General features: G+C 71.2%; 12 protein-coding genes, 2 pseudogenes and 1 riboswitch. Of the genes and pseudogenes, 3 read left to right on the forward strand and 11 right to left on the reverse strand.

Features of this window, described 5'->3' with window-relative positions:
• The 6 genes and pseudogenes from ETD96_RS28800 to ETD96_RS28830 all read right to left on the reverse strand — a co-directional run.
• Positions 1–821, reverse strand: a pseudogene (locus tag ETD96_RS28800) (leucine zipper domain-containing protein); the annotation flags it as partial.
• A gap of 693 nt (positions 822–1,514) precedes the next feature.
• Positions 1,515–2,759, reverse strand: a complete 1,245-nt coding sequence (locus tag ETD96_RS28810) for an HNH endonuclease signature motif containing protein (RefSeq protein WP_138639637.1) — start codon at positions 2,757–2,759, stop codon at positions 1,515–1,517.
• Between the two features lie 786 nt (positions 2,760–3,545).
• On the reverse strand, positions 3,546–4,040 hold the full coding sequence (locus ETD96_RS28815; protein ID WP_138639638.1) for a DinB family protein: 495 nt from the start codon (positions 4,038–4,040) through the stop codon (positions 3,546–3,548).
• A gap of 206 nt (positions 4,041–4,246) precedes the next feature.
• Positions 4,247–5,236 carry a malate dehydrogenase gene (locus ETD96_RS28820; RefSeq protein WP_138639639.1) on the reverse strand — a complete coding sequence of 330 codons (990 nt, stop codon included), beginning with the start codon at positions 5,234–5,236 and terminating at the stop codon, positions 4,247–4,249.
• 269 nt (positions 5,237–5,505) lie between these two features.
• The gene (locus ETD96_RS28825) at positions 5,506–6,723 is read right to left on the reverse strand and encodes an NADP-dependent isocitrate dehydrogenase (protein ID WP_138639640.1); all 1,218 of its coding nucleotides are present in this window, start codon (positions 6,721–6,723) and stop codon (positions 5,506–5,508) included.
• 200 nt (positions 6,724–6,923) lie between these two features.
• Positions 6,924–7,418: a DUF3017 domain-containing protein gene (locus ETD96_RS28830; protein ID WP_138639641.1), complete on the reverse strand. Its 495-nt coding sequence runs from the start codon at positions 7,416–7,418 to the stop codon at positions 6,924–6,926.
• A gap of 395 nt (positions 7,419–7,813) precedes the next feature.
• Between ETD96_RS28830 and ETD96_RS28835 the strand changes: the two genes are divergently transcribed.
• Positions 7,814–8,542, forward strand: coding sequence for an FHA domain-containing protein (locus tag ETD96_RS28835; protein ID WP_138639642.1), 729 nt, complete (start codon positions 7,814–7,816; stop codon positions 8,540–8,542).
• Positions 8,543–8,704: 162 nt separating this feature from the next.
• Here ETD96_RS28835 and ETD96_RS28840 read toward each other — a convergent pair whose 3' ends face one another.
• The gene (locus tag ETD96_RS28840) at positions 8,705–9,553 is read right to left on the reverse strand and encodes a bifunctional methylenetetrahydrofolate dehydrogenase/methenyltetrahydrofolate cyclohydrolase (RefSeq protein ID WP_138639643.1); all 849 of its coding nucleotides are present in this window, start codon (positions 9,551–9,553) and stop codon (positions 8,705–8,707) included.
• A 57-nt stretch (positions 9,554–9,610) separates the two neighbouring features.
• A riboswitch (ZMP/ZTP riboswitch) is annotated at positions 9,611–9,696 on the reverse strand.
• Between the two features lie 82 nt (positions 9,697–9,778).
• Here ETD96_RS28840 and ETD96_RS28845 point away from each other — a divergent pair.
• Positions 9,779–10,372, forward strand: a complete 594-nt coding sequence (locus ETD96_RS28845) for a GNAT family N-acetyltransferase (RefSeq protein WP_138639644.1) — start codon at positions 9,779–9,781, stop codon at positions 10,370–10,372.
• Positions 10,373–10,458: 86 nt separating this feature from the next.
• On the opposite strand, the gene ETD96_RS45135 is transcribed toward ETD96_RS28845, so the two are convergent.
• From ETD96_RS45135 to purN, 3 genes are all read right to left on the reverse strand, one after another.
• Positions 10,459–10,635, reverse strand: a complete 177-nt coding sequence (locus ETD96_RS45135) for a hypothetical protein (protein ID WP_171069281.1) — start codon at positions 10,633–10,635, stop codon at positions 10,459–10,461.
• A gap of 159 nt (positions 10,636–10,794) precedes the next feature.
• Positions 10,795–12,360: a bifunctional phosphoribosylaminoimidazolecarboxamide formyltransferase/IMP cyclohydrolase gene (gene purH, locus ETD96_RS28850; protein WP_138639645.1), complete on the reverse strand. Its 1,566-nt coding sequence runs from the start codon at positions 12,358–12,360 to the stop codon at positions 10,795–10,797.
• Positions 12,341–13,015, reverse strand: coding sequence for a phosphoribosylglycinamide formyltransferase (gene purN, locus ETD96_RS28855; RefSeq protein WP_138639646.1), 675 nt, complete (start codon positions 13,013–13,015; stop codon positions 12,341–12,343). The genes purH and purN overlap by 20 nt, the downstream gene beginning before the upstream one ends.
• Positions 13,016–13,147: 132 nt before the next feature.
• On the opposite strand from purN, the gene ETD96_RS28860 reads away from it, so the two are divergent.
• Positions 13,148–13,618: a DUF4190 domain-containing protein gene (locus tag ETD96_RS28860; RefSeq protein WP_138639647.1), complete on the forward strand. Its 471-nt coding sequence runs from the start codon at positions 13,148–13,150 to the stop codon at positions 13,616–13,618.
• Positions 13,619–13,646: 28 nt separating this feature from the next.
• Here the strand turns inward: ETD96_RS28860 and ETD96_RS45140 are convergent.
• Positions 13,647–13,911, reverse strand: a pseudogene (locus ETD96_RS45140) (hypothetical protein); the annotation flags it as partial.

Raw genomic sequence — 13,911 nt, forward strand, 5'->3', positions numbered from 1 at the left:
GTTGAGGCGTTCGGCTTTTCCGTTGGTCCACGGACAGCGGGGTTTGGATAGCGGGGCCGGGTGAACTTCTGCCGGGCGCCCAGTTCGGTGCAGGCCTGTTGGAAGGCGGCCGGGTGGCGGTGGTTGCGGGGGTTGTCGGTCGGCACCCGGTGGATGCGGGTGATGCCGTGGGCGGTGAAGGACGCCGCCGCCCGGGTCGGGAACGCCGCGCAGGTGGTGCCCTTGTCATCAGGCAGCACCTCGGCGTAGGCCGGGTGGGTGTGGTCGTCGATGGCGGTGTGGACGTGGTCGTACCCGATACCGCGGCCGCAGACGGCCTCACTGCGGCCGTGCGCCCGCCGGGCGCCGCCGTCGGGGATCCGGCCGAGCTTCTTGACGTCGAGGTGGATCATCGCGCCCGGCTCGGGGTGTTCGTAGCGGCGGCCACTGTGGCGGGTCGCGCGGTTCTGGTGCCCGGTGACCGGGGCGCGGGCGGCCGGCACCGGGACGCGGTGACGGCGCAGGATCCGGGTCACTGTGCGGGCCGGGACCCCGGTGGCCGCCGCGATGTGGTCGGGGCCGGGCCGCAGTTCGAGGCGGGCCGCCAGCACCCTCTCCTCGGTCCGGGCCGCAGTCTTGGACGGGGACGTGCGGGGGCCGCTGCGCCGGTCGGCCGGCCCGTCCCATCCCTGACGCCGGTATCGACCCACCCACCGATGCGCGCACTACCGCGACACCCCCAGCCCGACCGCGACGTGCGCGACCGGGCGGCCATCGAACACGACACGGCGAACCAGCAGACATCTGCCGTGAAACGTCAAACGGGCGTTAGCACGGCTCACTGAGACCACCGGGTGCTGGTGAAGCCTGCAAACTCCACACGCCCGGAGGTCTTCTTGCTGATCAAACACCTACCGGTCAGGTATCACCAAGATCATGGCCAAGTACACCTAGCGCGCCGGACAGCCCTCGGCTCGTGCTGGTGCGACAGCCGGGCTCAGAGCGTGGACCTGTCCACCAGCGGCCCAAGACCAGCGCTGCGGGCGATCACGGCGAATGTGCCCTTGGGCCCACATGTGGGTGCAGCAGCCTGCAACAGAGACGACGTTGGCCCAGCACGGCAGACGGCCCCCGGTCCGTGTTGGTGGACGGGCCGGGCGCGCCGCCGATCACACGGTGTTGGCCCAGCACGGCGGATGGCCTCGGCCCTTGCTGGTGTGGCGGCCGGGCTCAGAGCGTGGGCCTGCCCACCAATGCGGCCCAAGACCAGCACTGCAGGCGGTCGGGGCCGACGTGCCGTCGGGTTCGCGTGGGGTGGAGCGGTCGGGTGCGAGCGCGCGCCTGTGGTCACGCGGCCTTGTGCCTGCGCGGTAGGTGGTCAGGATTAGCCCACGGCCCCAGACCCGCGCCGACGAGACAGGGGGTCTGGGGTGGGGTGTGGTCATGCGGCCTAAGGCCAGGGCGGTAGGCCATCAGGCTGGGGTGGGCGATCCCGGGTCTGTGTTGGTGGGACGGCCGGGTGTGGGTCCTGTCGATCATGCGGCTTGTGCCCAAGGTGGTGGGCGGCCGGGTTCGGGAAGGGCTCTGATTCCGGGTGGGTGGAGGCGGTAGGTGTAGCGGCCGTCCGGTGTCTTGGTGATGTGGATGCGGTCTGGGTTGGTGTGTTTGTAGCGGTTGTGCCAGCCGCAGGTGAGGGCGAGTTGGTCGATGTCGGTGGGGCTACGGCCGAGGGCCCAGCCGTTGACGTGGTCGACTTCGCACAGTGTCCCGGGTACTTCGCAGTCCTGGACGGCGCAGGTGGAGTACAGGGTCTCCAGGACCTGGCGTTGCGGGGCGGTGGCGAACCGGACCCGATGCCCCAGGTACAGCGGGGTGTTACCCCGACCGAGCAGGAGCGGAGACACCCCTGCGCTGAGCGCGATGCGGCGGGCTTGGGCGGCGGGGATGGGAGTGCCGTCGGTGAGGCGTGCCGGGGTGGTGCCGCCGGTGAGGGTGTCCAGGTCGCAGATGACGGTGACCTTGGTGGCCTTGTGCCCGCCCGACAGGACGGTGGTGAGTGCGGCGGCGGTGCGTTCGGACAGGTCGCGGTGGTCGTCGGTTCCGGCGGGTTTGGCCAGCGGCCCGAGGGTGCCGTCCCAGATGGCGGCGTCTTCGGCGTTCAGCCAGCCCTTGATGTAGCGGCCACCGTCCAGCGAACGCGTCGAATCGACCCACGACCGCTCATAACCGCGTTGGGCGTCCTCGGGGGCCTGCTCGGTGCCGTCGCGTTCGGCGATGACGTCTCGGATCCGCTTGCCGAAGCTGGCGACTTTCCCGGCGGAGAAGCCCTGGTCGACCATGCCCAGCAGGATGGCTTCGGCTTTGCCGCAGTCATCGTCGTCGAGTCGGGCGGTCGCGTCGGCGATGGTGGCGGCATATCCGGCCGACAGGTCACCGGCGGTCCACCGCTCGGTCATCTCGGGCAGGCGGTGGCGCTGGCGGGCCAGGGTGAGCCGTTCCTTGGCGCGGGACTCGCGCATGCCCAGGCGGGACCGCAGCCAGGATCGAGTGGAGGGGAATCCCCACCGCTGCACCTCCCGCGCGCCGTCCACCACGCCGATAAACCTGGCGAGGGCGGCTTCATTTAGGTCGGTGGCGGTGGCGAGGGTTTCGGTGAGTTCCATGCACGCCGCCGCCGAATCGGGGGCGGGGCGGGAGGCGAGTTCGGCGGCGATCGCCGATGCCGCGTTCACCAATTCCATGGTGGACGCGGCATCGAGGTCGACCGCGATTGAACTCATACCCTTATGATATCCGGCCGGACGCTACTTCGCCCTTCCGAGTCGAAATTCCTCCATGATTCTTTTGGGCTTCCTTGATTGTTTTCTCGAAAGGCTCATTTCGGGCATTTCGATTTGAAGTTCTGCACTTGTGTGTTGTGTGTTTCTGGTTGGGGTGGGGGCGGCGCGTCGGGCAGAGGGCAGGCGGAGCCTGCCCGACGAAAGCTGCACTCAGGGGCCGCAGAGGCTCCGAAGTCAAGGGTGGGACGGAGTCCCATCGCGAAGCGACGCCGAAGGCGCCCTTGACTTTGGAGGGGCGGCCCCGTACGCAGCGCCGCCCCCACCACAATTCCCGGCACCAGAAGAGACCGAGTCGTCCAAACGTTGATCGATGGCGCAGCCTTCGACCTCTAAACGTCGATGAAGTCCTGCGTGAAGCGAAGCTTGCTACGTCCTGTCGCCAACGGCCAGCTGTGAACGGCAATGAACTCGTCCCGCCGAATATGGGGGTGAAGTTCGGAGAGTCGTTCGAGCAAACATGGCTGCGACGCCCTTGCCGTTGCACTTCCGCGAGCGTTCCTCCATAGCGTTGCGGGACCTGCATCTTGCCCGTCCTGGATGGACTGCTCATCGAGGTCTCGTTCAACTGCGTGGAGCGGGGCGCGGCGCCGTCTGCGCTTAGCGGATCAGCCACGCGCCAGAACCTTCCGGTGTGACTGGGCGCGAGCGAGCCGCGCTGAACCCGCGGTCCGGAGTCGGGCGAGCTTGGCGATGAGCCGGCATCCATGTCAGCCCGGCGGCTCGCGGTCAGCGGCCCGTCGTGCCGTCCACGAGCTCGCGGAGGATGTCGGCGTGGCCCGCGTGGCGGCCAGTCTCCTCGATCATGTGGGTCAGGGCCCAGCGGACGCTCGGGGCGGGACGTCCCGGGCGGGGGCGCGGGAGCGGTGCGGCGAGGTCGGTGCAGCCGTCCAGCACCTCGTTCGCGCGGTCGACCGCCTCCCGGTAGCCGGCGACGACCTCGGGCACACCGGCAACCGTCTTGAACGTCGCCTGCCAGTCGGTGACCTCGTCGCCTAGGAAGAGCGAGCGCTCCACGTGCGTCAGATGGTTGAGCAGGCCGATCAGGTTCGTCCCCGACGGCACCATGGCCGTCCGCACCTGCGGTTCTGGGGCTCCGTCGACCTTCGCGGCGATCGAGGCGCGGAGGTAGTCGAGGAATCCGCGCAGGACTTCGGCCTCGCTGCTTCCCGTCCGGGGCGGCGGGGTGTCGCGGCGGCGCCTGCGGCCGGTCGTGGACGGCATGGTGACTCCCTCTCATCGAGGACGCGCGGCGGCCGGACGGTCACCGCGCTTTCAGCCTTCCCAACCAGCCACGATCAGGCGTGGAGTCTTGCCATTCCAGCAAAGCCCTCAGGAGCACTGAAGCCCCGGAGGCAGTCAGAGATCGGGTCCTTACATGGGACGAGCCCTGGCCGGATCCGGCCAGGGCTCGTCGATGCGAAGTCGGGTCAGATGAGGCCGAGCTTGCGGACGGCGTCGCGCTCCTCGGAGAGCTCGTTGACGGACGCGTCGATCCGGGCGCGGGAGAAGTCGTCGATCTCCAGGCCCTGGACGATCTCCCACTTGCCGTCCTTGGTGGTGACCGGGAAGGACGAGATGAGGCCCTCGGGGACGCCGTAGGAGCCGTCCGACACGACCGCCATGGAGGTCCAGTCGCCGTCGGCGGTGCCGTTCACCCAGGTGTGGACGTGGTCGATCGCGGCGGACGCGGCGGACGCCGCCGAGGACGCGCCGCGCGCCTCGATGATCGCGGCGCCGCGCTTGGCGACGGTCGGGATGAAGTCGTTCTCCAGCCACGCCTGGTCGTTGACCGTCGCGGCGGCGTTCTTCCCGCCGATCTCGGCGTGGAAGATGTCCGGGTACTGGGTGGCGGAGTGGTTGCCCCAGATCGTCATCTTCTTGATGTCGGCGACGGACACGCCGGCCTTCTTGGAGAGCTGGGCGAGCGCGCGGTTGTGGTCGAGGCGCGTCATCGCGGTGAAGCGCTCGGCGGGGACGTCCGGCGCGTGCGACTGCGCGATCAGGGCGTTGGTGTTGGCCGGGTTGCCGACCACCAGGACCTTCACGTCGTCGGCGGCGCCCGCGTTGATGGCCTCGCCCTGCGGCTTGAAGATGCCGCCGTTGGCCTCCAGCAGGTCGCCGCGCTCCATGCCCTTCGTGCGCGGGCGGGCGCCGACGAGCAGGGCGACGTTCGCGCCCTCGAACGCCTTGGTCGCGTCGTCGAAGATGTCGATGCCGGACAGCAGCGGGAACGCGCAGTCGTCCAGCTCCATCGCGGTGCCCTCGGCGGCCTTCACCGCCTGCGGGATCTCCAGCAGGCGCAGGCGGACGGGGACGTCCGCGCCGAGGAGGTGCCCGGACGCGATGCGGAACAGCAGCGCGTAGCCGATCTGGCCCGCGGCGCCGGTAACGGTGACGGTGACTGGGGTGCGCGTCATTGTCCTTCTTCTCCTGCAGTGACCTGACGGGGCTCAGGCGGCCATCCTTCGTACCCGACCGCCGAAGCCGCGCCGCCGCGGTTTCTCTCGCCGTCGAGATAGTTCCGGCCTCAGGCTATCGCGCGTCCCCTACCCGCCGGCGCGCAGGTGCACCCCCGGCATGCCTCCCGCGCGAAAGGCCGCCCCGGACGGATCCGGGACGGCCTTCATCCCCGCATGGGCGGGGAGCGACTCCGCACTCGGTCTAACGGAGAGCGATCATTCAATCGCTAGACGTTGACCTTCTTCTGGAGGTTCGTGTCGAGGGCCTCCAGGAACTGCTGCGTCGTCAGCCACGGCGTGTCGTTCCCGACCAGGAGGGCCAGGTCCTTGGTCATCTGGCCGTGCTCGACGGTCTCGATGCAGACCTCTTCGAGGGAGCGCGCGAAGCCGATGAGCTCCTTGTTGCCGTCGAGCTTGCCGCGGTGCTCGAGGCCGCGGGTCCAGGCGAAGATGGACGCGATCGGGTTGGTCGACGTCGGCTTGCCCTGCTGGTGCTGGCGGTAGTGCCGGGTCACCGTGCCGTGCGCGGCCTCGGCCTCGACGGTCTTGCCGTCCGGGGTCATGAGGACGGACGTCATGAGGCCGAGGGAGCCGAAGCCCTGGGCGAGGGTGTCGGACTGGACGTCGCCGTCGTAGTTCTTGGCGGCCCAGACGAACCCGCCCTCCCACTTGAGCGCCGCGGCGACCATGTCGTCGATGAGGCGGTGCTCGTAGGTGAGGCCCTTGGCCTCGAACTCGGCCTTGAACTCGGTCTCGTAGATCTCCTGGAAGAGGTCCTTGAACCGGCCGTCGTAGGCCTTGAGGATCGTGTTCTTCGTGGACATGTACAGCGGCATCTCGCGGTTGAGCGCGTACCGCATGCTCGTCCGGGCGAAGTCGCGGATCGAGTCGTCGTAGTTGTACATGCCCATGGCCACGCCGCCGCCGGGGAAGTCCGCGATCTCGAACTCCATCGGCTCGCCCTCGTCGGACGGGGTGTAGGTGATCGTCACCTTGCCGGGGCCGGGGACGACGAAGTCGGTGGCCTTGTACTGGTCGCCGTGGGCGTGGCGGCCGATGATGATCGGCTTGGTCCAGCCGGGCACCAGGCGCGGGATGTTGGAGACCACGATCGGCTCGCGGAAGATCACGCCGCCCAGGATGTTGCGGATCGTCCCGTTCGGGGACCGCCACATCTTCTTCAGGCCGAACTCCTCGACGCGCGCCTCGTCGGGGGTGATGGTGGCGCACTTGACGCCGACGCCGTGCTCCTTGATGGCGTTCGCGGCGTCGATGGTGACCTGGTCGTCCGTGGCGTCACGGTGCTCGATCCCCAGGTCGTAGTACTTCAGGTCCACATCGAGGTAGGGCAGGATCAGCTGGTCCTTGATGAATTTCCAGATGATCCGCGTCATTTCGTCGCCGTCGAGTTCGACGACCGGGCCCGTTACTTTGATCTTGGGCATGCTGTTGCTGTCCCTTTCCTACACCTGGCCAGCTGGCGAGGCCTTCCCATCCTCGGCGGGCATGGCGGTGTCTCGGGCCGCCGGGATCGCCGGACGAAAAGGACTCAAGTCCTTGTAAGGCTCAACTGGCTAGGCTAGCCGAGCCGGTCATGCGGTCTAGACCTGGCCTGGCTCGGCAGCCCTCCACCTGCGCGGACGCGTCAGGACGGCGGCCCGTTCCCGGGCGGGGCACCGCCGGGCGGGCCGGACGCGGCGGAGGCGGACGCGGCGGAGGCGGACGCGGCGCGGCGGCCGGCGATGAGCAGGCGCAGGCCGCGGGCCGCGGCGGTGAGCGCGATCACGATGCCGAACGCGCCCGCGAGGGACAGGCCGGTCTTGTTCATCGGCGGGACGCTCAGCGAGACGAACGCCACCATCTCCCCCATGATCACGAGCGTCCAGCAGTCGACGGAGCGGCTGCGGACGGCGAGCGGGCCGAGCTGCGACTCGGGCAGCAGCAGCCGGGCGAGGGCGCCGATGAGCAGGGCGGCGGCCATCAGGCCGGAGCCCTTGCGGAAGTAGTTGAAGGCGCACAGCGTCAGGCCGGCGCCGACCCCGCTGAGCACGAGCAGGTACGGCAGCTGCGCCAGCCAGTGCGGCGCGGCGCCCCCGCGGCGCGGCGCGCGCCGCCGGCGCCGGTGCACCTGAGTGCTCATGGCCCTCACGGTATCGCCGATCGCGCCCGGGGACGACATCGCGTGAGCCACTGGAACGCCTTCGCGTGAGCCACTGGACGCCTTCGCGGGAGCCGCTGGACGCCTTCGCGCCGGCACCGGACGGCACCGCACCGGCACCGCGCCGGCACCGCACCGATGCCGCACCAACGCCGAACCGGTGCCATCGACGACTCCTTCGCGGGCGCCGCCTGGGTGGAACGGTCCGTCTTGTCGTCCGAAGCGGGGAAAAGGGGTGGGACGGATGGTGCCCGGGTGATGCCCGAGAGGCCGGAATCCCTTGCGCCATCGGTGCTACTCGCCAGTAGGAGGGTGTGACGGCACGGCGCCCGGGTAACCCGGCAGACAGGGGTCGCTAACTAGCTGGGAGGACTGCCGTGGAGGGGCCGTTCATGCGGATCGAGGACAGCGGGCTGGTGATGCCGCTGCGCCCCGACGTTACGACGGTCGGGAGAGGGAGAGGAGTCGACGTACGCCTCGACGACCCGAGTGTGTCCCGTTTGCACGCAGAAATCGTCCGACGCGGTCCGTACGTCTACGTGGTGGACATGGGCCTGTCCCGCAACGGGACGCGCGTCAACGGCCGGCCGATCGCCCGTCGTGTGCTGGAGGACGGTGACGTCGTGAGCTTCGGCACGGCGCGCTGCCGGTTGGGGGGCATCCCCCGTGAGGAGGTCGACCCGGACGTCGAACTGCGGCGCGCCGTCGCGCCCGAGCTCACCCGCCGCGAGGTCGACGTGCTGACCTCGCTGTGCCGACCCGCCCTGTCCGACGAGGCGTTCGTGGCCCCCGCCACGGCGCGCGACATCGCCGGCGAGCTGGTCGTCACGGAGGCGGCCGTCAAGCAGCACCTGCTGCGCCTCTACCAGAAGTTCCGCATCCCCGAGGGCGCCAACCGGCGCACGCGGCTCGCCAACGAGGTCATCGCGATGGGCCTCGTCCGCCCGCTGCCGCCGGTGCACGTCCCGCACCAGGGGCGCCCCCCGGTGGACGGCCGGGTCCCCGGGGTCCGGGCCACCGGGGAGACGCGCCGGCCCGGCGCGCCGGGGCACGGCCACGGGCCGGGCCGTCCGGCGCCCAGCACGGCGGGACGGAGGGCCAGTTGAGCTGAGCCCGCGGTCGCCCTCCCGGCAGCGCGCATTATGAGGGCGATCGCTTGACCCCCTGCCGGGCCGCGCAGGTGACGGCGCGGCCACGGCCGGGAAACGTGCGGAGGGCCGCCGCCTCGGTGCTGGGGCGGCGGCCCTTGCGGTGCCCGGAAGAGTGCGTCAGAGGCTCTGCTCGGCGGCCTCGACGACGTTCGCGAGCAGCATGGCGCGCGTCATCGGGCCGACGCCGCCGGGGTTGGGCGCGACCCAGCCGGCGACGTCGCGGACGTCGGCGGCGACGTCCCCGGCGAGCTTGCCGTCCACCCGGGAGACGCCCACGTCGAGGACGGCCGCGCCCGGCTTCACCATGTCGGCGGTGATCAGGCCGGGGACGCCGGCGGCGGCCACGACGATGTCGGCCTTGCGGGTGTGCGCGGCGAGGTCGCGGGTGGCGGTGTGGCAGAGCGTCACGGTGGCGTTCTCGGTGCGGCGGGTCAGCAGCAGGCCGAGCGACCGCCCGACCGTGATGCCGCGGCCGACGACGGTGACCTCGGCGCCCTTGATCGGGACGTCGAAGCGGCGCAGCAGCTCGATGATGCCCTTCGGCGTGCAGGGCAGCGGGCCCGGCTGCATCAGCACGAGCCGCCCCAGGTTCGTCGGGTGCAGGCCGTCGGCGTCCTTGGCCGGGTCGATGCGCTCCAGCACGCGCTGCTCGTCCAGGCCCTTCGGCAGCGGGAGCTGGACGATGTAGCCGGTGCAGGCCGGGTCGGCGTTCAGCTCGGCGACGGCCCGCTCCACGTCGTCCTGGGTGGCGGTGGCGGGCAGGTCGCGGCGGATGCTCTCGATGCCGACCTCGGCGCAGTCGCGGTGCTTCATGTTGACGTAGGAGTGGCTGCCCGGGTCGTCGCCGACCAGCACGGTGCCGAGCCCGACGGACACGCCGCGGTCGCGGAGCGCCTCGACGCGCACCTTGAGGTTCGAGCGGATCTCGGCGGCCGTGGCCTTGCCGTCCAGAATCTGTGCCGTCATGCGTTCCTCCGCGTGGATCTCGCCGTAGGGCCCGCGGGACCGGGCCCGGCTCACGGTCCCGTCCACCCAGGCGCGCGGTGTCCGGACTGTCGTTCGCTCCCCGGTGGTGATCCACCTTGACTGCGCCAGTCGCGTGAAAACCCATGGTAACGGTCGAGTGGCACGTGGAAATCGGCGCCGAGTGGCCCTGCCGGTGCCCCTTCCCCGGCTTCTACGGTCGTGCACATGAGCGACGCATGGTTCGAACGGCCCGTCCTGACCGGGCAGTACGTGCGGCTGGAGCCGCTGTCCCCGGCGCACGCCGAGGGACTGTTCGAGGCGTCGAAGGACCCGGAGGTGTGGGCCTGGCTGAGCGAGCGGCAGCCGACGACGGCCGGGGAGATGGGCGTGCTCGTCGAAAGGGCCCTGGCCGACTGCGAGCGCCGCGTCCGGCTCCCCTGGGCCCAGATCGACACCGCGACCGGAGAGGTCGCCGGGACGACGTCGTACTACGAGGCCACCCCGTCCCACCGGGGGCTGTGCATCGGCCACACCTGGCTCGGCGCGCGCTGGCAGCGGACGGGGGTCAACACGGAGGCGAAGCTGCTCCTGCTCGGGCGGGCGTTCGACGAGCTGGGCGCGATCAGGGTCGGCTGGCACACGCACGTCCGGAACGCGCGGTCGCGGGCGGCGATCGAACGGCTCGGCGCGGCGTTCGAGGGCGTCCACCGCAAGCACCGGATCCGGCCGGACGGGTCGGTCCGCGACACCGCCGTGTACGGGATGACGGACGACGACTGGCCCGCCGCGGCGGCCGCGCTCAGGGCGAGGCTGCGCTAGCGAAGCGCCGACGGCCGCGCTCAAGGCGAGGCTGCGCTAGCGACGCGCCGGCGGCTGCGCCAGTCCTTCGAGCGCCGGCGGCCGCGCTAGTCCTCCGAGCGCTGGCGCCAGGCGAGGACGCGGTCGGTGCCGTGCCAGCCGAGCTGGGCGGCCAGCAGGGCGGCCAGGAACGCGGCGGCCAGCCCGATCATCTGCCGGGAGTCCATCAGCAGCGATTCGACCAGGTACACCGAGCGCAGTATCGCGGCGAGCAGCACGTCCATCGCGCCTCCAACACGGAATGCCCGCGCCGGGGGTCATGGGAGGGTGTGGGCGCGGTCCGGGCCGAGGCTACCCGCCGGAAAAAGTAAAGAAGACGGCGGTAAACCCGGTGCGGCACGTGTTCCGCGCCACACCGGGCGAACCGCCGGTCACCGGAGGCGTCAGTGGAAGAAGTGCCGAACGCCGGTGAAGTACAGGCTGATGCCCGCCTTCTCCGCCGCTTCGATGACCTTGTCGTCGTTGACGGACCCGCCGGGCTCGACGATCGCCTTCACGCCCGCCTCGGTCAGCACCTCCAGGCCGTCCGGGAACGGGAAGAACGCGTCGGACGCGCCCACCGCGGACGCGGCGCGCTCCGCGCCGGCCCGCGCGACCGCGAGCTTGGCGGAGTCGACCCGGTTGACCTGGCCCATGCCGACGCCGACGGTCGCGCCGTCCGCGGCCAGCAGGATCGCGTTGGACTTGACCGAGCGGATCGCCCGCCACGCGAACGCCAGGTCGCGCAGCGTCGCCTCGTCCACGGCCGCGCCGGTCTTCAGCTCCCAGGTGGACGGGTCGTCGCCGGGCGCGTCCACGGCGTCGACGCCCTGCACCAGCAGGCCGCCGTCGATGCGCCGGTGCTCGACCGCGCCGGCCGGGGCGTCCGGGCAGACCAGCAGCCGGACGTTCTTGAACCGGTCCTTCAGGACGGTGACGGCCTCGTCGTCGAAGGACGGGGCGATCACGACCTCGGCGAAGCTCTCGGTGACCTGCCGGGCCATCGCGGCGGTGACCGGGCGGTTCGCCGCGATCACGCCGCCGTAGGCGGACACCGGGTCGCAGGCGTGCGCCTTGCGGTGCGCCTCGGCGATGTCGGCGCCGACCGCGATGCCGCACGGGTTGGCGTGCTTGATGATCGCGACGCAGGGCTCGGTGAAGTCGTAGGCGGCGCGGCGGGCGGCGTCGGTGTCCACGTAGTTGTTGTAGGACATCTCCTTGCCGTACAGCTGCTCCGCGCCCGCCAGGCCGGTCTCGCCCGGGGAGCGGTACAGGGCGGCGCGCTGGTGCGGGTTCTCGCCGTACCGGAGGGTGTTCGAGCGCTCCCAGGTGGCGCCGAGGAAGTCGGGCCAGCCGGTGCCGGCGGCGGTCTCGTCGGGGGCGTAGGCGCTCGCGAACCAGGAGGCCACGGCCACGTCGTAGGACGCGGTGTGCGCGAACGCCAGCGCGGCGAGGCGGCGCCGCTCCTCCAGGGTGAAGCCGCCGGCCTTCACCGCGTCCAGGACCGTCCCGTAGGCGGACGGGTCGACGACGACGGAGACGCTCGCGTGGTTCTTCGCGGCGGCGCGGACCATGGTCGGGCCGCCGATGTCGATCTGCTCGACGCACTCGTCCGGCTTCGCGCCCGAGTTGACGGTGTCGGCGAACGGGTACAGGTTCGCGACCACCAGGTCGAACGGCTCCACGGCGAGGTCGTCGAGCTGCTGGAGGTGGTCCTCCTTGCGGCGGTCGGCGAGCAGCCCCGCGTGGATCCTGGGGTGCAGGGTCTTGACCCGGCCGTCCAGGCACTCGGGGAAGCCGGTGAGCTTCTCCACCTTCATCACCGGGACGCCGGCGGCGGAGATCCGGCCGGCCGTCGACCCGGTCGAGACGAGCTCCACCCCCGCCTCGTGGAGGCCGCGGGCCAGCTCCTCCAGCCCGGTCTTGTCGTACACGCTGATCAGCGCGCGCTTAATCGCCACCCGACTCACCGGCCGAGCTCCCCTCATGGTCGTCGGAAGATTCACCACAGGTCCTGCACTTCATCGAGACCCGCCTGCCGCGCGCGGTCCAGCCGTCGCGGGCGAGGCGTCCGACGACGTCGACGAGGAGCCGGCGCTCCACCCGCTTGATGCGCTCGTGCAGGGAGTCTTCGTCGTCATGCCAGCCCACGGGGACGGTCTCCTGGGCGATGACGGGTCCGGTGTCCACGCCTTCGTCGACGAAGTGAACGGTACAGCCCGTGACCTTCACGCCGTAGGCCAGGGCGTCCCGTACGGCGTGCGCGCCGGGGAACGAGGGCAGCAGCGCGGGATGGGTGTTGACCGTGCGGCCGCCGAACCGGGCCAGGAAGCGGGGGCCGAGGATCTTCATGAAGCCGGCGGAGACGACGAGGTCGGGCTCGTGCGCGGCGACGGCCGCGGTCAGCGCCGCGTCCCACTCCTCGCGGGACGGGAAATCCGGAACGCAGACCGTAAAAGTGGGCAAACCCACACGTTCCGCTCGCTCGGTTCCGGCGATACCGGGGCGGTCCGCCCCCACGGCCACGACTTCGGCACCGTAGGCTGGATCCGCGCACGCGTCGAGCAGCGCTTGTAGGTTGGTCCCCGCGCCGGAGACGAGGACGACGAGCCGGGCGGACACCATGACTCCCCGGTGAACGTTGACGGGATGTGCGGCCACCACGAAGCCTATCGGGCCGGTTCGGCGCCGCTTCACCGCAGATCCGCCCGAATCGGTCGGCGGATCCCCACCCCACGGGCCAGGAGGAGACGAAGAGTGAGCGAGCAGCAGGGCCGCGAGGCCCGTCCCGAGGACCGCCCGGACGGGCGGCCGGCGGGAGAGCCGCCCGCGGGGCCGTCGCAGGCGCGGCAGGCCGGCGTGCGGGCCCTGTGGCTCGGCGGCATCGCGCTGCTGACCGCGCTGTTCTTCTACCCGCTCGGCCTGGTGCTCGGCGTCGCCGCGCTCGTCGTCGGGATCAAGGCCCGCCGGCAGGCCCGCGCGAACCGCGACACCGTGCCCGGCGCCCTCCCCGGCATGGTGATGGGCGCCATCGGCCTCGGCATGTCGCTGGTGATGGTCGCGATGGCGGTCTTCCTGCGGACGGAGTTCAGCGGCTACTGGGACTGCGTCAACGCCGCCAACACCCACACCGACCGGCAGGTGTGCCAGGACGAGTACTACCCGAAGATCGAGAAGAAGCTCGACCTGCCGCCCGGCTGGATGGAGGAGTACGGGCACCTGCTCTGAGCGCCCCCTACAGCCCGAGGCGCCGCCGCTAGTCGTCCAGCTCGGGCTCCTCGCGCAGGACGTAGATGGCGCCGCCCCGGTTCTCGGTGCGGTTCGGGTCGGCGCGGGGCGGCGGGACGGCGCGGCGCGGCTCCGCGGGCTCGGGTTCCGGCTCGGGCTCGTCCACGAGGTGGCCCTCGACGACGATCGTGCCGTCGCCCGACGGCTCCGCAGGTTCGGGGGCGGGGGCGGGCGCGGGCCGCTCCTCGGCCAGGTCCGGCAGCGGGTCGGCGCGCCGCCGGACCTGGCCGAGG

The sequence above is a fragment of the Actinomadura geliboluensis genome (assembly GCF_005889745.1).
GTDB lineage: Bacteria > Actinomycetota > Actinomycetes > Streptosporangiales > Streptosporangiaceae > Spirillospora > Spirillospora geliboluensis.